The sequence below is a fragment of the Ruminococcus sp. NATIVEDY161 genome, from assembly GCF_045819895.1.
Taxonomy (GTDB): Bacteria; Bacillota; Clostridia; order Oscillospirales; family Acutalibacteraceae; genus Ruminococcoides.
On record NZ_CP162392.1, the window covers coordinates 1,645,465 to 1,663,265 of the forward strand.

13 protein-coding genes are annotated in these 17,801 nt (G+C 49.9%); 5 read left to right on the forward strand and 8 right to left on the reverse strand.

All coding sequences use genetic code 11. From position 1 onward, the window contains the following. Nucleotides 1-13 precede the first annotated feature (13 nt). From fabD to AB1I50_RS07870, 3 genes are all read right to left on the reverse strand, one after another. On the reverse strand, nucleotides 14-916 hold the full coding sequence (gene fabD / locus AB1I50_RS07860; protein WP_407723492.1) for an ACP S-malonyltransferase: 903 nt from the start codon (nucleotides 914-916) through the stop codon (nucleotides 14-16). After that, the gene (gene fabK / locus AB1I50_RS07865; protein ID WP_407723493.1) at nucleotides 904-1,854 is read right to left on the reverse strand and encodes an enoyl-[acyl-carrier-protein] reductase FabK; all 951 of its coding nucleotides are present in this window, start codon (nucleotides 1,852-1,854) and stop codon (nucleotides 904-906) included. Before fabK ends, fabD begins: the two co-directional genes overlap by 13 nt. Nucleotides 1,855-2,097: 243 nt before the next feature. Continuing rightward, nucleotides 2,098-2,421, reverse strand: a complete 324-nt coding sequence (locus AB1I50_RS07870) for a hypothetical protein (RefSeq protein WP_407723494.1) — start codon at nucleotides 2,419-2,421, stop codon at nucleotides 2,098-2,100. Between the two features lie 230 nt (nucleotides 2,422-2,651). Here AB1I50_RS07870 and AB1I50_RS07875 point away from each other — a divergent pair, with 230 nt between their 5' ends. From AB1I50_RS07875 to AB1I50_RS07885, 3 genes are all read left to right on the forward strand, one after another. Then, nucleotides 2,652-5,096, forward strand: coding sequence for a transglycosylase domain-containing protein (locus AB1I50_RS07875; RefSeq protein WP_407723495.1), 2,445 nt, complete (start codon nucleotides 2,652-2,654; stop codon nucleotides 5,094-5,096). A 66-nt stretch (nucleotides 5,097-5,162) separates the two neighbouring features. Next, a complete protein-coding gene (locus AB1I50_RS07880) occupies nucleotides 5,163-6,386 on the forward strand; it encodes a homoserine dehydrogenase (RefSeq protein WP_407723496.1) in 1,224 nt (407 codons plus the stop codon). A gap of 74 nt (nucleotides 6,387-6,460) precedes the next feature. Beyond that, nucleotides 6,461-7,666, forward strand: a complete 1,206-nt coding sequence (locus AB1I50_RS07885; RefSeq protein ID WP_407723497.1) for an aspartate kinase — start codon at nucleotides 6,461-6,463, stop codon at nucleotides 7,664-7,666. 436 nt (nucleotides 7,667-8,102) lie between these two features. Here the strand turns inward: AB1I50_RS07885 and AB1I50_RS07890 are convergent, their stop codons facing one another. Beyond that, the gene (locus AB1I50_RS07890) at nucleotides 8,103-9,776 is read right to left on the reverse strand and encodes a Na+/H+ antiporter NhaC family protein (protein ID WP_407723498.1); all 1,674 of its coding nucleotides are present in this window, start codon (nucleotides 9,774-9,776) and stop codon (nucleotides 8,103-8,105) included. 276 nt (nucleotides 9,777-10,052) lie between these two features. Here AB1I50_RS07890 and AB1I50_RS07895 point away from each other — a divergent pair, with 276 nt between their 5' ends. Continuing rightward, complete coding sequence (locus AB1I50_RS07895; RefSeq protein WP_407723499.1) at nucleotides 10,053-11,234, forward strand: aminotransferase-like domain-containing protein; 1,182 nt, start codon at nucleotides 10,053-10,055, stop codon at nucleotides 11,232-11,234. Nucleotides 11,235-11,256: 22 nt separating this feature from the next. Continuing rightward, nucleotides 11,257-12,366 (forward strand): tryptophan--tRNA ligase, encoded by a 1,110-nt coding sequence (trpS, locus tag AB1I50_RS07900; RefSeq protein ID WP_407723500.1) that lies wholly within the window; start codon nucleotides 11,257-11,259, stop codon nucleotides 12,364-12,366. A 62-nt stretch (nucleotides 12,367-12,428) separates the two neighbouring features. Here the strand turns inward: trpS and AB1I50_RS07905 are convergent, their stop codons facing one another. The 4 genes from AB1I50_RS07905 to AB1I50_RS07920 form a co-directional block, all read right to left on the reverse strand. Further along, nucleotides 12,429-13,508: a hypothetical protein gene (locus AB1I50_RS07905; RefSeq protein ID WP_407723501.1), complete on the reverse strand. Its 1,080-nt coding sequence runs from the start codon at nucleotides 13,506-13,508 to the stop codon at nucleotides 12,429-12,431. Between the two features lie 13 nt (nucleotides 13,509-13,521). Further along, on the reverse strand, nucleotides 13,522-14,451 hold the full coding sequence (locus AB1I50_RS07910) for a hypothetical protein (RefSeq protein ID WP_407723502.1): 930 nt from the start codon (nucleotides 14,449-14,451) through the stop codon (nucleotides 13,522-13,524). 144 nt (nucleotides 14,452-14,595) lie between these two features. Further along, a complete protein-coding gene (locus tag AB1I50_RS07915) occupies nucleotides 14,596-15,957 on the reverse strand; it encodes a helix-turn-helix transcriptional regulator (RefSeq protein WP_407723503.1) in 1,362 nt (453 codons plus the stop codon). An 88-nt stretch (nucleotides 15,958-16,045) separates the two neighbouring features. Next, nucleotides 16,046-17,776: a phosphoenolpyruvate carboxykinase (ATP) gene (locus tag AB1I50_RS07920; RefSeq protein ID WP_407723504.1), complete on the reverse strand. Its 1,731-nt coding sequence runs from the start codon at nucleotides 17,774-17,776 to the stop codon at nucleotides 16,046-16,048. Nucleotides 17,777-17,801: the final 25 nt, after the last annotated feature.

Below are 17,801 nucleotides of genomic sequence, written 5' to 3' on the forward strand. Positions count from 1 at the left end.
AATCCTCGTTTCTTTACAGCTCTAAAGCCTCTATATCCTCGGGAGTTTCAACCTTGAACGCCTTGACGTCGCCGTTGATTCTCTTGATTAATCCTGTCAGGGTTTTGCCTACGCCGACCTCGATAAAGGTGTCGACGCCGTTATCTATCATATTTTCAACAATGCTCTGCCAGCGCACCGGGCTTTCGACCTGCGCCTTTACAAGAGCCTTGTAATCTCCCTCGTAGGGGAGAGCGGTTACGTCGGAGTAAATTTCAAGCTGAGGCTTTTTGAAGTCGATATCCTTTATATACTCCGCAAGTCCGTCAGCCGCCTGCGCCATAAACGGCGAGTGGAACGCTCCGCTTACCGCGAGTAGCTTTGCTCTGCCGCCTGCGGCTTTAACCGCCTCGCAGAACGCCTCGGCGTTTTCGCTTGTCGTAGCGACAACCGTCTGCGCAGGTGAGTTGTAGTTTACCGGGTAGGTCTTATCAAAGCCCTTGCAGATTTCCTCAACCTGTTCGGGAGTGATCTTCATTACCGCAGCCATCGCTCCGGGATTTTCCGTCGCAGCCTTGTCCATGAGCTCTCCGCGCTTGCAGACGAGCTTGAAAGCTTCCTCGTCGGTCAGAATTCCCGAAAATGCCAGCGCCGCAATCTCACCGAGCGAGAAGCCTGCAACGCAGTCGGGTTTAATTTCCTTTTCCTCAAGCGCCCTTGCCGCCGCCAAATCGGCGGTAAAAACGCAGGGCTGAGTGTTTACCGTGCGGTTCAAATCCTCGGCGCTGCCCTCAAAGCACATCTTTGAAGTGCCCTCGCGAACGCCGTCCGCCATATCGTACACCGCTTTTGCCGCGGCTGATGACGAGCAGAGCGCCTTGCCCATTCCGCTGTACTGAGCGCCCTGGCCCGAAAAAACAAATGCTATTTTACCCATTTTGTCGCTCCGTTTAATACTTCCTCAGCCTGCGAGAACATCTCTGTGATAATCTCGCGCGAGGTCTGTTCTTTATCAATCATTCCTGCAACCTGACCTGCAAGTACGCAGCCGTTCTTAACGTCGCCCTCTCTCGCGGCAATTCTCAGAACGCCGACAGCCTTCTTCTCGAGCTCCTCGTCGGAGACGGACGACCTGTCGTACTCAGCCTTCTGATACTCTCTTGTAAAGGCGTTTTTGATTGAGCGCACGGGATGACCGAGGCGCTTGCCGGTAACAACCGAGTCGATGTCCTTAGCCTTGAGCACCTTGTCCTTGTACTCCTGAGCGATTGTGCACTCCTTGGCAACCAAAAATCTTGTGCCTACCTGAACGCCTACCGCGCCGAGCATAAACGCCGCCGCAAGCTGTCTGCCGTCTGCAATGCCGCCTGCCGCGATAACGGGGATTGACACCGCGTCAACCACCTGCGGAACAAGCGCCATTGTTGTGAGCTCGCCCACGTGGCCGCCGCTCTCGCCGCCCTCGGCAATAACCGCGAAGGCGCCTAACTTTTCCATTCTCTTGGCGAGTGCGGTTGAGGGAACAACGGGGATTACCTTAATTCCTGCCGCGAGCCATTTTTCCATGTATTTTCCGGGGTTTCCGGCGCCTGTGGTGACAACCTTAACACCCTCCTCAATAACCACGTCCGCGACCTCGTCGGCAAACGGGCTCATAAGCATAATGTTAACTCCGAAGGGCTTGTCCGTGAGCTCTCTGCACTTTTTAATCTCCGCGCGGAGCTGTTCTCCGTTGGAGTTCATAGCGGCGATTAAGCCGAGACCGCCGGCGTTTGAAACTCCCGCGGCGAGTGAAGCGTCGGCTACCCAAGCCATACCGCCCTGAAAAATCGGATACTCAATTCCGAGACTTTGGTCGATTACCGTGGATATCATATGTAAAATCTCCTTTTCCCGCAAAAAAAGTCGAAAAAGCTCAGACTTTTCGCGCAAAATATTGTCACTGTCAAGCAAGTAAAAATCGGGTTTTACTGCTCAAAAAACTATCAGTGCATTATTAAATCTATCATACCGCAAAACGGACTAAAAGTCAATGATTTTGAGCCAAGTGGTACGTTCTTTATATAGTTGTTTTATTATTATGTTTATGAGCAATATTTTTGCTGAGCGTACCGCGGATTAGCTGCAGTAGTCCTCAATCGCCTTTTTAAGCTCCCTTTCTCCGGTAACTCTTACGCCGTTTTCAAGGTTAATTCTGTCTGCTTTGGGCAGATAGCTTACAAAGGTGTCAGTCACCAAAAACGGCTCGTCCTCACCGTCTTTAAACACAACGAGCCTGCCGTTTTGAGAGCCTAAAATATATTTGTTTTCATCCTCGGTTTCGCTCTGAATATTCGGCTCAGGCACTGAATTTTCGGCGGCTGAACCGCCAAAAAGCGCGCTTATCAGCACACAGCTTATCAAAATCGCTCCCGTAATCACAATTAAGGTCAGTTTTTTCATCAATTTTTCCTCCCCGGCGTTCTTTTCAGGGTTATTTTTTCACAAAACAAACAGATTATTCACCCTTTTTCATAAAATTAAACACGGTCAAACGTATATTTTCTAAAGAAAAATTAAAAATATATATTTATTTTTTCGCGCAAAAGTGCTATAATAAATTATAAATACGCTCTTGCAGGCAGTGCAGGGGCATAATCAATAAAGTATTTTTTACGAACAGAGGAAAAAATATGCGTAACAAACGTGAAACAGATATCAGCAACTACACGGGTAAAATCCCCGAGCTCGTTCCCGAAAAGAAAAAGAGCGAAAGCGGAGCCGCGCGGTTTTTTAAGGCGATAGGCAAGTTCTTTTTGACCGTTTTCGTAATTTTATTAATCGCGGGAATTATCACGGGCATTTCGCTCTCGATTTACATCTTTACCCTCGCCAATGAGCCGACGGGTATCGACCTTAAGGCTAAGTCGATGAACCAGACAAGCCGAATTCTCGTCAAGGACGAAAAATCCGGCGAGTTTGTCGAGAAGCGCAAGCTCTTCAGCACGGAGAACCGTATCTGGGTGAGCAATCAGGACATTCCGGCTTATATGAAGGAAGCTCAGGTTGCCATTGAGGACAAGAGATTTTACGAGCACAACGGCGTTGACTGGACTCGTACGCTCTCGGCTGTCGCTACCCTCGCAACGGGCTCAGACACCTACGGCGGCTCGACGATCACCCAGCAGTTAATCAAGAACATAACCGACGACAACGAGGTTTCCATCAACCGTAAGCTCCGCGAAATTTGCAAGGCGCTTAAGCTTGAAAAGGAATACACCAAGGATCAAATCCTTGAGGCGTACTTAAACGTAGTAAACTTCGGCAACAACTGCCAGGGCGTTGAGGCGGCGGCTCAGCTGTACTTCGGCAAGAGCATTAAGCAGTGCTCGCTCGCTGAGTGCGCGGCAATCGCCGGAATTACCCAGAACCCATCGCGGTTCAATCCGCTCATTTACCCCGATAATAACAAAAAACGCCGCAACATCATCATCAACGAGATGTACGACCAGAATGTTATTACCAAGGCGGAGTACGACAAGGCGATTCAGGACAGCGAGAATATGACCTTTGTCGGCTTTAAGAGCCCCGAGGATGAGGACGAGGATGAGGATGACGAGAACATCCAGAACTGGTATGAGGACCAGATTGTTTTCGACCTCAGACGCGACCTCGCCGCATACTATAACATCAGCGAAGGCGCGGCTTCCGAGAAGATTTACACCGAAGGTCTTAAAATTTACAGCGCCATGGACGAGGGCATGCAGAACTATATCGAGCAGGCGGCTCTCAATATGGACAAAAGCGCCGATCCCGATATTCAGATAGGCTCGGTTATGATGGGCTTTGACGGCAGGATAATCTCCATGGTCGGCAGCTCAAAGAGAAAGACCGGCGACCTTGAGTGGAACAGAGCAAGCCGCTCTGTATTGCAGCCCGGTTCGGCAATTAAACCGCTGTTTGTGTACCCCATAGCGATTGACACCAAGCAGCTTTACTATTCGTCAACCGTACTCGACGAACCGCTCGAAAAGTACGAGGTTGACTCCAACGGCAACTACGTTTCAGGTCCTAGAAACGCCTATGGCTCGTACTTCGGCAATATGATTTTGCCCGACGCGATTGAGTACTCCTCAAACGCAACGGCGGTTCAGGTTATGGAGCTTATCGGCGGCCCGAGCGTAGCGTATGAGCAGGCGATTACGAAGATGGGCTTTGACAACCTCGACGAAGCCGACGCAAACCTCACCGGTGCGCTGTCAATCGGCGGTATGCGCGGAGGCGTAACCGTCAGAGAGATGGCTGCGGCTTACGCATATATGGGCAACGGCGGACTTTACTACAAGCCCTACACCTACTACTATGTAACCGACTCCGAGGACAACGTTATCATTGATAACCGCGACGCTGTTCCCAAGCAGGCTTACTCAGGCGAGACGGCTACAATTATGAACAGACTTCTCCACTACAACGTGGAAAACAGCCAGCATACACGCGCTATGTACGCAAGAGTTCAGGGCTGGGATATCGTCGGCAAAACCGGTACTACCAACGACGACAAGGACGCTTGGTTCTGCGGACTTTCACCCTACTGCGTAATGGCTACATGGACGGGCTTTGATAACCCGGCAACAATCTCGGATACCTCACATTCAGCGAAGTTCTTTGCTACGGTAATGGGCGAGTATCTGAAGAACAAGGAACAGAAGAAATATCAGATGTCCCCCAACGTTATCGCGGCGACCTACAATCCGCTTTCGGGACTTGTTGTATCGACCGAGGACGTTTCGGGTAAATATATAGGTTACTACACCGAGGACAATATGCCTGCGTTCGGCGCGGCATACTGGGGAGACGCTTCCTACGGCGACAATAGCAGCTACGGCGATTATTCCGGCGACAGCTCGGCTGTTGAAGGCGGCGGCGGTCAGGGCAGCGAAAGCGCTGCTTCCGGCGGCGGCGAAAGCTCAGGCGGCGGCAGTGAAGCTTCCGGCGGCGAAAGCTCAGGCGGAGGCGGTGAAGCCTCAGGCGGAGGCGGCGAAGCTTCCGGCGGAGGTGAGGCCTCGGGCGGCGGCGGAGCCCAGAGCTCAGGCGGCGGAGAAAGCGGCGCAGGCGGCGACGGCGCTCAGCCGAACTAATCCGCTTTTCGCAGGATAACTTGATTTTAAGATAAATGAGCAATAAACGAAAGGTAAGGTAAAAATATGGTATCAGTAGCAGTAATGGGACACGGAGTTGTCGGCTCCGGCGTCGTTGAGATTTTGCTCACCCACAAGCAGAAGCTCTTTTCCCGTCTCGGTGAGGAGATTTATGTAAAAAAGGTGCTCGATTTGCGCGAGTTCCCCGACAGCCCCATCGCGGACAGGTTTACAAAGAACTTTGACGATATTATCAACGACCTCGAAATCCGCGTTGTTGTTGAGGTTATGGGCGGTCTTAACCCGGCTTACGACTACGTTAAGCGCTGTATCAAGGCAGGCAAGAGCGTTGTTACCTCAAACAAGGAGCTCGTTGCGGCTCACGGCGCAGAGCTTTTGGAGCTTGCAAGGCAGGAGAACGTAAACTTCCTGTTCGAGGCGTCGGTAGGCGGCGGTATTCCCATTATCCGCCCGATGAACCAGTGCCTTGTTGCAAATAACGTCGACGAGATTGCAGGTATTCTCAACGGCACAACCAACTTTATTCTGACTAAAATGATAGAGGACGGTATGCAGTTTGAGGATGCGCTCAAGCTCGCTCAGGACCTCGGCTTTGCGGAGCGTAATCCCGCGGCTGATATCGAGGGACACGATGCGTGCCGCAAGATTTGTATTCTCGCTTCTCTCGCGTTCGGAAAGCATGTTTATCCCGAAGCCGTACATACCGAGGGTATTACAAACATCACCCTTGAGGACGTTAAGTTCGCTGAAAAGTTCGGCTGCGTAATCAAGCTTATCGGCAGGGTTAAAAAGCTCGAAAACGGCAAGATTGACATCGTAACAGCTCCTATGCTCGTACCCAAAAAGAGCCAGCTTGCGAACATCGACTACGAGTTCAACGGCATTATGGTAAGGGGCGACTGCACAGGCGACGTTGTATTCTACGGCAAGGGCGCAGGCAAGCTGCCCACAGCCAGCGCGGTTTGCGCGGATATTGTGGACTGCTGTATGCACCTCAAAAAGCGTCGCTTCCTGTTCTGGGCTGACGGCGACGGCAGCAACATCATCAGCGTGGACGACAGCGTATTCGGAATGTACCTGCGCTTAAACGGCGAGGACGCTGCGGCTAAGGCTGAGAAGGTGTTCGGCAAGATTCAGGCTATCGAGGACGGCAAGCGCGGCGCGGTAATCACCGAGGCTATGCCGATGTCCGAGTTTAATAAGAAGTGTGACGAGCTGACAGCCGGCGGAGTAAACATCCTCTCAACAATCCGTATGGGAGACCTTTAATTTAATGTAATAAACACCAAAAGGTGATTTATATATTGGGTAATCAAGCAAACTAAGCAAGGGAGTAAGAACAAATGAGTTTAATAGTTCAAAAATTCGGCGGAACATCTGTCCGTGACGCCGAGCGCGTAATGAACGTCGCGAAAATTGTCACAGACACCTACGCCAAGGGCAACGACGTTGTAGTTGTTGTTTCGGCTCAGGGTGATTTTACCGATGTTCTCGTTGCAAAGCAGGAGGAAATTAACCCCAACGCCTCGCGCAGAGAGAAGGATATGCTTCTCGCGGCAGGCGAGCAAATCTCTATCGCGCTGCTCGCGATGGCGATTGAAAAGCTCGGCTACCACGCGGTATCTCTGCTCGGCTGGCAGGCAGGCTTCGAGACCTCGTCCGCTCACACCAGCGCGAGAATTAAAAGGGTTGACCCCTCCAGAATCAAGGCTGCTCTTGACAAGAGAAACATCGTTATTGTAGCCGGCTTCCAGGGACTTTCACGCTTTGGCGACATCACAACCCTGGGCAGAGGCGGCTCAGACACCAGCGCTGTAGCAATCGCCGCGGCAATGCACGCGGACTTGTGCCAGATTTACACCGACGTAGAGGGCGTTTTCACAGCGGACCCCCGAAAGGTTCCGAACGCCACAAAGCTCAAGGAAATCTCATACGACGAGATGCTCGAGCTCGCTACTCTGGGCGCGCAGGTGCTCAACAACCGCTCGGTTGAAATGGCTAAGAAATACAACATCGAGCTCGAGGTTCTCTCAAGCCTTACCAGAGCTCCGGGTACAATAGTAAAGGAGAAGACAAGAATGGAAAAAATGTTAATCAGCGGCGTTGCCAAGGATACGGAAGTTGCGAGAATTTCGGTTATGGGCGTTCCCAACAACCCCGGTCTCGCTTTCAAAATGTTCTCTAAGCTCTCAAAGAAGGGCATTAACATCGACATCATCCTCCAGTCAATCGGTCACGACGGCAAAAAGGATATCAGCTTTACCGTTGCCAAGGAAAGAGGCCAGGAGGCTGTTGACGCGCTTAAGGATTATATGCTCGACCTCGGCGCAAAGGAAATTCTCTACGATGACAACGTAGCAAAAATTTCAATCGTAGGCGCAGGCATGGAGAGCCACGCAGGCGTTGCTACAAAGATGTTCGAGGCGCTCTACGACGCACAGATTAACATTCAGATGATCAGCACCAGCGAAATCAAGGTTTCTGTACTTATCGACGCAAAGTATGCAGACAAGGCAGTTGCCGCTATTCATGAGAAATTTTTTGATTGATCCTCGGTGAGTTAATAACTACAAAACACCTCAGCTTTTATTTGCCGAGGTGTTTTATATTTTGAAAAACGAATTGATTTTGTATTGTGTTTATGATATGATTGTTTCAGCATAGCAATCGCTGTGTTACCAAACTTATGGTTTGGGGCTACAAGGAAGTTAAGGCGGTTAGCACTCCCAAATGAATGGGGGTGATATGTATGACTGAAACAGTTTTATTAATCGTTGTTTTAATAGCACTTGCAGAGGTCATTAAAAACATAAAAAAATAATCGCCCGACAGTTTAGCAGACAACGGACGATTATTTTCGTTTCAATTTGTTAGGCTAACCGCTTTGAACGGTTTTCCTTGTAGTTTTATTATAAACTATACCATAAAAAAAGTCAATATATTAAAACTAAGGCAGGGCGAAAAACCCTGCCTTTTAGAATTGATTTATTTTGCTTTCTTCACGCTGTCTTTTCCGGCAATAAGTCTGATCGCAAAGAGTACTGCGAACATAAGCGCTACTGAAATTCCGAGAACTACAAATACGTTTTGAACAAAGCCGGAGATTAAGTATCCCACGGCGGCTACGCCGGCAACCGTCAGCGCGTAGGGCAGCTGGGTTGAAACGTGGTTAACGTGGTCACACTGTGCGCCGGTCGACGCCATAATCGTCGTATCCGAGATAGGCGAGCAGTGGTCACCGCATACCGCGCCTGCAAGGCAAGCCGAGATGCAGATGATAACCATTGACGGAATGTTGCCGTCGGTAACGCCTGCGAGCTGTGAGCTGAACACGCCGGTAACAATCGGGATAAGAATACCGAAGGTTCCCCAAGATGTACCTGTCGCGAATGAAAGTCCCAGAGCGACAACGAACAGCAGCAGCGGAAGCAGAAGCTGAACAGCGTGAGCGTTCTCAACAATGCCTCTTACGTACTCAGCCGCGCCGAGCTCGGTGGTAACTGTCTTTAATGTCCAAGCGAATACAAGGATTAAAATAGCCGGAACCATCTGCTTAAAGCCGGCGACAAGTGAGCTCATACACTCTGTAAATTTGAGCACTCTGCGCGCCATGTAGTAGAACATAATTACAATCAAAGCGCCGATTGAGCCGAGCGAAAGTCCGACGGACGCGTCGCAGTTTGCGAATGCGTTGATAATGCTTTCGCCCTCGAAAAGTCCGCCGGTGTAGAGCATTCCGATAACGCAGAAGCCGATGAGCAGAATAACGGGAAGAATTAAGTCAATAACCTTGCCCCTTGAATGTGTGGGTTCGTCGTCCTCCTCATAAACGCTGTTGCGTGTGGTGAACAAATCGCCGTTTATAGCGTTAATCTCGTGAGTTCTCATCGGGCCGTAATCGGAGTTCGAGAACGAGATAAAGATTACCATAATCAGCGTAAGAATAGCGTAGAGGTTGTAGGGAATTGTGCTGATGAAAAGCTGAATTCCGTTAACGCCCTCAACCGTGCCGCTTACCGCAGCCGCCCATGATGAAATCGGGGCGATAATGCAGACCGGAGCGGCGGTTGCGTCGATAATGTAGGCAAGCTTTGAACGCGAGATTTTATGCTTGTCCGTAACGGGGCGCATAACCGAGCCTACTGTCAGACAGTTAAAGTAGTCGTCAACAAAGATAAGTACGCCGAGCAGGAAGGTCGCAAAGCTCGCGCCTGCTCTTGATTTTATGTGCTTAGCCGCCCATTCGCCGTAAGCGCGGCTTCCGCCTGCGCGGTTCATAAGCACTACGATTGCGCCGAGCACAACTAAGAATGTTAAAATTCCGACATTGTAGCTGTCAGCGATATTGGCGATAATGCCGTCACCGACGATGGTGTTCATTACACCGACAAAGCCGGTGTTCAACGCGATTGCATGAATAATCGCGCCCGATAAAATACCGATGAAAAGCGAGGAGTAAACCTCTTTGGTGATAAGCGCCAGACCGATAGCGATAATCGGAGGCAAGAGCGACCACAGCGAGCCGGTTGCAACGGCGTCCTCGCCCTCTCCGGTTACGACAACAGCCTGAGTAATCGGCGTTTGCGCAAAGCAGAAAACAATGTACGCAATAATCAAGCCGATAAAGATCAGGTTTTTGACCAAAGTCTTTTTGTTCATTTTCTATCTCCCTCATTTAATATTTTCCGAATTGACAAAATTCGGCAAAAGAACACAATCATTTTACCATATTAAAGTGCTGAATGCAACGATTTTTAGTTTTAACGGCATTTTTTGTACACTTAAGACAAATAAGCATACAAAGTTTTATTCAAAGCAACGGTGAAACGGCTTGTAAACCCTAAAATTACGCTGATAATCAACACTTGAACAAAGACCGAAACCGTGATATAATAAAATTTGAAATTTAAGAATTTATCTTTTGGAGATGATTATATGGAGTACAAGTTTTCAGACAGAGTTCAAACCCTAAAGCCCAGCGCGATAAGGGAGATTTTTAAATATGCCGCCGACCCGTCGGTAGTATCGCTTTCAGCCGGCAATCCGTCGCCCGACGCTTTTCCGGCAAAGGAGATTGCCGAGATTTCCGCAAAGGTTTTGGCGGAAAATCCGATTTCGGTTTTGCAGTACAGCGTTACCGAGGGCTACGCTCCGCTAAGACAGCACATGCTGGAGTACATGAAGGAAAAGCACAACACCGGCACCGACAACGACGACATCCTCATCACCACCGGCGCTCAGCAGATTATGGACTTGAGCTCAAAGGCGCTTGTTAATGAGGGCGATGTTGTAATCTGCGAGGCTCCGTCGTTTATCGGCTCGCTCAACACATTCCGCAGCTACAATGCAAAGCTTGTCGGCGTAACCGTTGAGCCCGACGGTATGAGCACTGTTGAGCTCGAGCAAAAGCTTAAGGAAAATCCCAACGCAAAGCTGATTTACACAATTCCGAATTTCCAAAATCCCTCGGGCGTAACAATGAGCCTTGAAAAGCGCAAGAGAGTTTACGAGCTTGCAAAGCAGTACGGCGTGCTGATTATCGAGGACAACCCCTACGGCGATTTGCGCTACAGCGGAGAGTACCTGCCGAACATCAAGACCTTCGACACCGACGGAATCGTAATCTACGCCGGCTCGTTCTCAAAGGTAATTTCTCCCGGTATCCGCGTTGCCTACACAATCGCGCCCAAGCCGATTTTCCAAAAGCTCGTTGTCTGCAAGCAGGGCAACGACGTTCACACAAATATCTGGTCGCAGTACGTTTGCGATGAGTTCATCACCAAGTACGACTTTGACGCGCACCTCGAAAAGCTCAGACAGATTTACACCAAAAAGGCGCAGTTCTGTATGGATTTGCTCGACAAATACTGCGCTCCGGCGATTACCTACAACAAGATTGACGGCGGACTTTTCATCTGGTGCGACTTGCCGAAGGACGTTGATATGCCGCAGTTCTGCAAGACCGCGGTACTCAACAAGGTTTGCGTAGTTCCCGGCAACGCCTTTTTGACCGATGAAAACGACGAGTGCCACAGCTTTAGAATCAACTTCTCGACCCCGACCGACGAACAGCTTGAAAAGGGAATTAAAATTCTCGGAAAATTAGCTAACTCATAAACCGAATACGGAGGATATATTTATGGAACAGCAGAAACAGATTATTTTAACCGGCGACCGCCCCACCGGCAGGCTTCACCTCGGTCACTATGTCGGCTCGCTCAAAAGGCGTGTTGAGCTCCAGAACTCCGGCGAGTTTGACGAAATCAACATCCTTATTGCCGACGACCAGGCGTTGACCGACAACGCCGACAACCCTGCGAAAATCCGCGACAACATTATCAACGTTGTGCTCGACTACCTCTCGGTAGGCCTTGACCCCGAAAAGACCACAATCTGCGTACAGTCAGCGCTTCCGGCACTGCACGCGCTCACCTTCTACTATATGAACCTCGTTACAACCGCCCGTCTCGCGCGTAACCCAACCGTAAAGTCCGAGATTCAGATGCGCGGCTTTGCCGACGAGGGACTTCCCGTGGGCTTCTTCGCTTATCCCGTATCGCAGGCGGCGGACATCACCGCGTTCAACGCGAACGTTGTTCCCGTAGGCGAGGATCAGCTCCCGATGATTGAGCAGACGCGCGAGATTGTCGAGAAGTTCAACCGTCTCTACGGCAAAACCCTTGTTCTGCCCAAGGCGATTATCCCCGAAAACGAAACCCAGCGCCGTCTGCCCGGCGTTGACGGCAAGGCGAAGATGAGCAAGTCGCTCGGCAACTGCATTTATCTTTCCGACACCGCCAAGACTGTTAAAAAGCAGGTCAACGGCAAGATGTTCACCGATCCGACTCACCTGAGAATTGAGGATCCCGGTCACACCGAGGGCAACGTGGTGTTCACCTACCTCGACGCCTTCTGCACCGACGACCACTTTGCTGAGTATCTGCCCGACTACAAGAACCTCGACGAGATGAAGGAGCATTACCGCCGCGGAGGTCTCGGTGACGGAACCTGCAAGAAGTTCCTCATCAACGTGCTCGAGGAAACCCTGAGCCCAATCCGCGAAAGCCGCGCGAAATGGGAAAAGGACATCGCCTCGGTTTACGATATCCTCGAAGCCGGAACAAAGAAGGCGAGAGAGACGACAAACGAAACCCTCGCGCGCGTTCAAAAGGCAATGAGAATTGACTACTTCGGTGACCGTTCCATTATTAAGGAATGGGAAAAGCTCCTTAAGGAAGCAAACAAATAAAAGCTTATAAATATAGAAAACCTGTTCATCATACGGTGAACAGGTTTTTTGCGTTATATGCTCTAAGGCTTATCAATCCAGCCCTTATATCCCTCGGTGTACTGGTTATCGGTTATCGGCGTGTAGCGGTTTTGGTCGCCCATATCGTCCAAAAAGCCGTTGTAAGCGCGGTAAATCTCGCCGGTGTTGTTGTCGTAAACGCGCTCGTATTCCCCGAGCATATCCGAGCGCTTCTCCTGAATAATAGTGTCTGACTTGCTCCTCTCCTCAAACGCCTCCATAACCGGATCGGGGTCGTTGAGGGTTGAGGGTACATTGGTTGCGTCCTGCGCGATTTGTTTCCACTGCTGCAGGTAGTAGTCGGTGTAGCTGAACGATTTTGCTATCTGCGCCAGCACCGGAGCCCAGTTAACAAGCTCATCCTTGGGCGCCCACTGAGTAAAAATGCAGTTGACCTCCCAAGCGCCGTAGTTTTTGCCGTTAAAGACAACGTCCCTTGAATCCATAACAACCGCCGAATATATGCCCTCGCCGTCAACATTTTCATCTTTAAATGTAGCGTACAGCGACTGATAATCGTGAATCGGCGTGTTCGGGCGAATCGACTGCAGTTGAGCCTTGTTGTCGGGAACGCAGGAATTTTGCACGGTGAAATACTCGGTCGAGCTGCTGAACATCGCTTCAAAAAATTCCCTGACCGTTCCGTCCTGCATTGACAAGCCAAAGCCGAGCGCGTCCTTCATTGAAGCGTCCTTTGCGGCGTAGGCGTGGTCGATGTTCGCAAATCCCACGGTTTTATCGGGAGAATACGCCTGCCACTGCATCTGATTGGCGTCGCCGTTAAATTCCACCTGCCAGCCTGCCGGGATTTGCAGGGTGAAATATTGGTTTTGGTACGGCTGCCACTGAACGCTTGTCCACTCGGCAGGCCTTATATTTACCTCGGCGGCGGTGGGAGCCGGAGCTTGTGTAACCGGAGCGGTGGTGTAGTCGTCGGGCAGCTCATATGTTGCGTCCGTTGTGCCGGGAATATCCTCGGGCGCTTGGTCGGGGTTCAGCACCTTTGCAAAGGGAAACAGCGAACAGCCTGAAAGAATTGCCGCCAAAATCAGGCACAGCGCGGTTGAAATTAGTTTTTTCATAACATCCCTCTTATCACTTAAAGCTGATTGTGCTCAATAGTTTTTCAAAAGCCTCGACGGATTTATCCGAACGGGTGGTTACAAATCCGCTTTTGCCGTTGTTCCTGATCAGGTAAACGTCGCTGCCGTGCTGAGTGTAGTACTCATAGGGTTTGCCGTCGCTGTCGGCGCGTACGGTGTAAGTGATGTTTCCGACCTGCTTTTGCTCGTATTTCTTATCCTTTTTAAGCTGCTGCTCCACGGTTGTATTTTTATATTCCGCAATTACAAAGGCAAAATCCTCGTTGTCCTTATCCTTGCCGAACTTCCAGCTCAGCCTTTTTTCAACGGCGGTGCCGTCGGGAGTTTCTTTCAGCGTTGAAGTTGTGCAGTAAACGTTGAGCGTGCTGTCAAGGGTGTACTGAATGCCGTCGAACTCAATATTGTTATCCGTCAAATCGGCGTTTTCGGTGAATTTAACGTTTGCCATTACCTTGTCAAACTTTTCTTTGTCAATGCTGTCGGCGAATTTATAGCGAATCGCATAGGCGTCGGCGTCCTTTTGAAGAAACGCGCATTCGTTTTTGCCTGTTTCGTACATTTGATATGAAACGCCGTTGTATTCCGCGGCAGTGGTTTTTTCGAGCGGAATTTCATCAGCCAGCGTAATGCCGAACATACAGGCGTAGCATATGCTTGATTCGTCCTCAAAATTGTAGGTGATGTCCTTTTCCGCAAACTTGCCGTCGGAGTATTTTTCAATATAACGCTCGACGGTTTTGTAGGCTTCGGGAGCGGTGAAGCTCATTTGGTTTACGCCTTTGTCCTGAGAGACAACCGCGGCGGTGGTCGGCTGAGCTTGTGCGGACTGCTGACTATCGGCACTGCTCTGTCCTGCCGACGAGCAGGCGGTTAGTGAAAGGATTGCCAAAGCGGACATATATGCGGCTAAGATTTTTTTCATTTATTTACCCTCCTGAGTATATAATTTTTCATGTTAATCATAGCATATATGCGTTTTGCCCGCTATGGCATATTCCTGCTATTTGGCTTATCTATGCGGTTTTTGGCAAAACAAAAATCCTCACCGTCGTGGTGAGGATTGTGGTTATTCATCTGTAATGTTCAGCTTGCAGAGCGCCGCTCTGGTTTGAGCGCCGGTCTTTTTGTAGATTGAGGTGATGTGGTGGCGCAGGGTGTTGACCGACATATTCATCCTCAGCGCGATCGCCTCCTGCTTGTCGTCGGTCTCGGTCAGCTCCTTAAAAACCTGAGCTTCCTTTGGGGTGAGCCCGAATTTTTCACGGATTTGCCCGGGTGTAATTTTCGCGTTAGGTTCTGATTTTTTCGTTTCTTTATTTGCAATCGAGCTCAAATTCAAATCTCCGTTGAGAGCCATAAAGACAATCGCGACGGACAGCATGGCGATGTCGATTACCAAAACGCTCACGGCTGAGAGTGTTGAAAATTTCAGCGCAAAGGACAGCAGAACCGCGGCACTGTCGATAATCCGCCCTGCCGAAGCCCAAAACGCGGGCTTTTTTGTTTTCCGAGCAAGGCGTGTAAAGGTCAGGTTGTAGTACGAGATAACCGCCGACATTGAAAGGTAAAACAGGCACATATTGAGCGTGTAGGTTTCGCGCCCGATAAGCACCGCGTTGAGCAGGGCGATTACCGTCACACAAAGCGTGCAAACAGGGAGCAGCTTTCCCTTCTTTATATCGCCGATAAAGCCGAACAGAATTACACCGGGTATCATCAGCAGCCTCGGAAAGCTGTAAACATTGTACTCCGTGTAGTTTGAGGCTATCTGCAGGTGGTGAATGTAGTTGTTGTAGTAGCTTGTGAACATCAGCATGGCGACGGTGATAACCACCGCGCAAATCAGCTTGAATTTCGGCACAGAGGAAAAACCCTTATCCTCAGTTGATGTTATAACGCGTTTTTCCGTATACAAAAACATCAGTAAGAGCGCAAACGCGCAGAATACAAAAACTCCAATAAGGGGTCTTAAATCAAAGCTTAGCTGAAAAACATACTGAACCGCAACTGCGAAGGCGTAGCCCAGTCCAAAGCAAAGTCCGAAATGCTTAACGTCCGCAAAACATGACATATAATAGTATACGCAGCCGCCGGTGTAACCGAGACAAAGCACCGTCGTGCCTGTCACAATCAGATAAAAAAGCGAAGCTTCATTTGAAATCAGCATTAACCAAAAGCCTGCAAAGCAAACGCCGAGAGCGGTCAGCTTAACAGCCCTGTGATTAACAAAGGAACGCAGAACAAAGCCGAGTATTACCGGCAGCTGCATACCGTAATACACAAGCTCCTGATGCTCGGGCATAATAAATCCGCGCCCTGCCTTATTGCCGAGCCGCAAAATTACAAGCTGAATGAGCATAAATGCGGCGAATATCAGTATGAGCGAAACCGCTCTTTTTCTCTGAGAAAACGTAATAATTCTATCCATAGCATAAACCTGTAAAAAAAACACCTTGGTTACATTTTATCATAACCAAGGTGTTTTGTACAGTTATAAAGCTGTTAAATTTTGGAAATTACAGGCTCATCTTGAGCTGGTCGAACCAGTTTGTGCCGAGCTCCTCAACAACCTTTTCAATTGCTTTGAGAGCGTCGTCGGGAAGCTTGTCGTAGCCGTCCTTTTCGTAACCGAACGCCTTAATCTCGTTTACTCTGTCGATCATACGTGCCTTAAGCTGAGCAACATAATCCTCGTCCTTCATATCGGGAACAAAGCCTTCCCACTCCATAATCTCGATGTCGGAGAAGGGACCCCACTTCTTGAATTCTGCCTTGCCCTCAACGATGGCTTCGAGAATTCCGAGTGTATCCTTGGGCTGAACCTTCTTGCCCATAAAGTCGCCGGTGTTTACGATGTAGCAGTCAACGTTCTTCTCCTCAACGAGCTTCTTAAACTTAGCGTAGTCGTTTGCGAGGGGATATGTTCTGAACGGGTTAGCGTAAGGAACAACAACGAGCTTGTTGGGGTCAACGCCGGGAGCAAGACGCTCTGCCGAAGATCTCTTTGTTGCGAGTGTTGCGCCCATTACAGAAGCGAGCGAAGCGCCCTTGAGCTTAACAACAGGCGGAAGTGTAGGATCCTTCATAATCCAGAAGATAGCGTTAACGGGAGCGTCGATTTTGTCAACGCGGTTGGGTGACCAGAGCTTTGACTTAATAGCTCTGCCGTTGCCGTTGCGGATATCCTCGGTAACAACCTGAATTTTACCCTCGTCGTCAAGAGTAGCTGAGCAGTTCTGGAGAGTGAGCAGATACTTGTTGTCGGGGCAGCCTGTGGGATAGTCGGCTGTCTTGTCAAAGTATGTCGGCTCAATCGCGATAGAAGCGCAGGTGTCGGTGTTGATGATGAACGCGTCGTCGTGGAGAACCTTAATCTCATACTTGCCGCCGTGCTTAGCGTGGGTAAGAGTTGATTTTCCCGAGCCCGAAAGACCGTAAACCGAAGCAACGTACTTGCTGCCGTCAGCGAGAGTGTACTCCTTCTGACCGCCGTGGCATGAAGCGTAGCCGTTGCGGTTGGCGATAGCCCAAACCATTGTCAAAGTGCCCTTCTTGTGCTCGCCGAAGTATCTCATACCGAGGATGCAGGCGCAGTTTGTCTCTGTGTTGAAGTAGCAGAGGGTTTTCTTAGCCGGGTCTGACAGGCAGTCAAAGCTTACGCCGGGGTTCTCAACGGGAGTCCACTGGGGATCCGAGAAGATGTAGATGTCGGGCTCGTTGCCATCGCCTACGGGCTTAGACTCCTTGTACATCTTAACGTACTCGTCGGACATATACTGGAAGTTGAGCATCCAGTTGTACATAATATTTTCCTCACCCTCAGGAATAAGAAGGTGAACCTTAACCATAAACTCCTTGTCAAGTCCTGCGTAGCAGGTAGCGTGGTAGAGCTTTTTCCAGCGAGCGCTGTAAACCGCGTCCATAACAACCTTGTCAAGGGCCTCGCAGTCAACGCCGGGCTCGCCTGCAATACGTCTTGCGGTAGCGTAACGGCCGGTGATTGCGCCGTCGTTAAAAAGCAGAACCTTGGCGTCCGGCTCAAGACCGAACTCCTCGCCGCGGTAAACGGGCATATCGGTAACGATAGTACCGGGTGAATTCTTAGCGAGGTTATAAGCCTCTTTAAGTGTGTTAACCTTTACAACGTTGTTGCCGTAAAAGGCAGCCTCGATGATTGATCTGGTCTTAGAAAAACCGACCTTTCCCTTTCCGATTTCGCTAATCGGATAATTAGCTTTTGTTGACATATCATTACTCCTTTGCTAAGGCGGA

What these genes read in the sequence shown, in the direction of transcription:
- fabD (WP_407723492.1), bottom strand. Translation starts at nt 916, where the DNA reads ATGGGTAAAATAGCATTTGTTTTTTCGGGCCAGGGCGCTCAGTACAGC.
- fabK (WP_407723493.1), bottom strand. Translation starts at nt 1,854, where the DNA reads ATGATATCCACGGTAATCGACCAAAGTCTCGGAATTGAGTATCCGATT.
- AB1I50_RS07870 (WP_407723494.1), bottom strand. Translation starts at nt 2,421, where the DNA reads ATGAAAAAACTGACCTTAATTGTGATTACGGGAGCGATTTTGATAAGC.
- AB1I50_RS07875 (WP_407723495.1), top strand. Translation starts at nt 2,652, where the DNA reads ATGCGTAACAAACGTGAAACAGATATCAGCAACTACACGGGTAAAATC.
- AB1I50_RS07880 (WP_407723496.1), top strand. Translation starts at nt 5,163, where the DNA reads ATGGTATCAGTAGCAGTAATGGGACACGGAGTTGTCGGCTCCGGCGTC.
- AB1I50_RS07885 (WP_407723497.1), top strand. Translation starts at nt 6,461, where the DNA reads ATGAGTTTAATAGTTCAAAAATTCGGCGGAACATCTGTCCGTGACGCC.
- AB1I50_RS07890 (WP_407723498.1), bottom strand. Translation starts at nt 9,776, where the DNA reads ATGAACAAAAAGACTTTGGTCAAAAACCTGATCTTTATCGGCTTGATT.
- AB1I50_RS07895 (WP_407723499.1), top strand. Translation starts at nt 10,053, where the DNA reads ATGGAGTACAAGTTTTCAGACAGAGTTCAAACCCTAAAGCCCAGCGCG.
- trpS (WP_407723500.1), top strand. Translation starts at nt 11,257, where the DNA reads ATGGAACAGCAGAAACAGATTATTTTAACCGGCGACCGCCCCACCGGC.
- AB1I50_RS07905 (WP_407723501.1), bottom strand. Translation starts at nt 13,508, where the DNA reads ATGAAAAAACTAATTTCAACCGCGCTGTGCCTGATTTTGGCGGCAATT.
- AB1I50_RS07910 (WP_407723502.1), bottom strand. Translation starts at nt 14,451, where the DNA reads ATGAAAAAAATCTTAGCCGCATATATGTCCGCTTTGGCAATCCTTTCA.
- AB1I50_RS07915 (WP_407723503.1), bottom strand. Translation starts at nt 15,957, where the DNA reads ATGGATAGAATTATTACGTTTTCTCAGAGAAAAAGAGCGGTTTCGCTC.
- AB1I50_RS07920 (WP_407723504.1), bottom strand. Translation starts at nt 17,776, where the DNA reads ATGTCAACAAAAGCTAATTATCCGATTAGCGAAATCGGAAAGGGAAAG.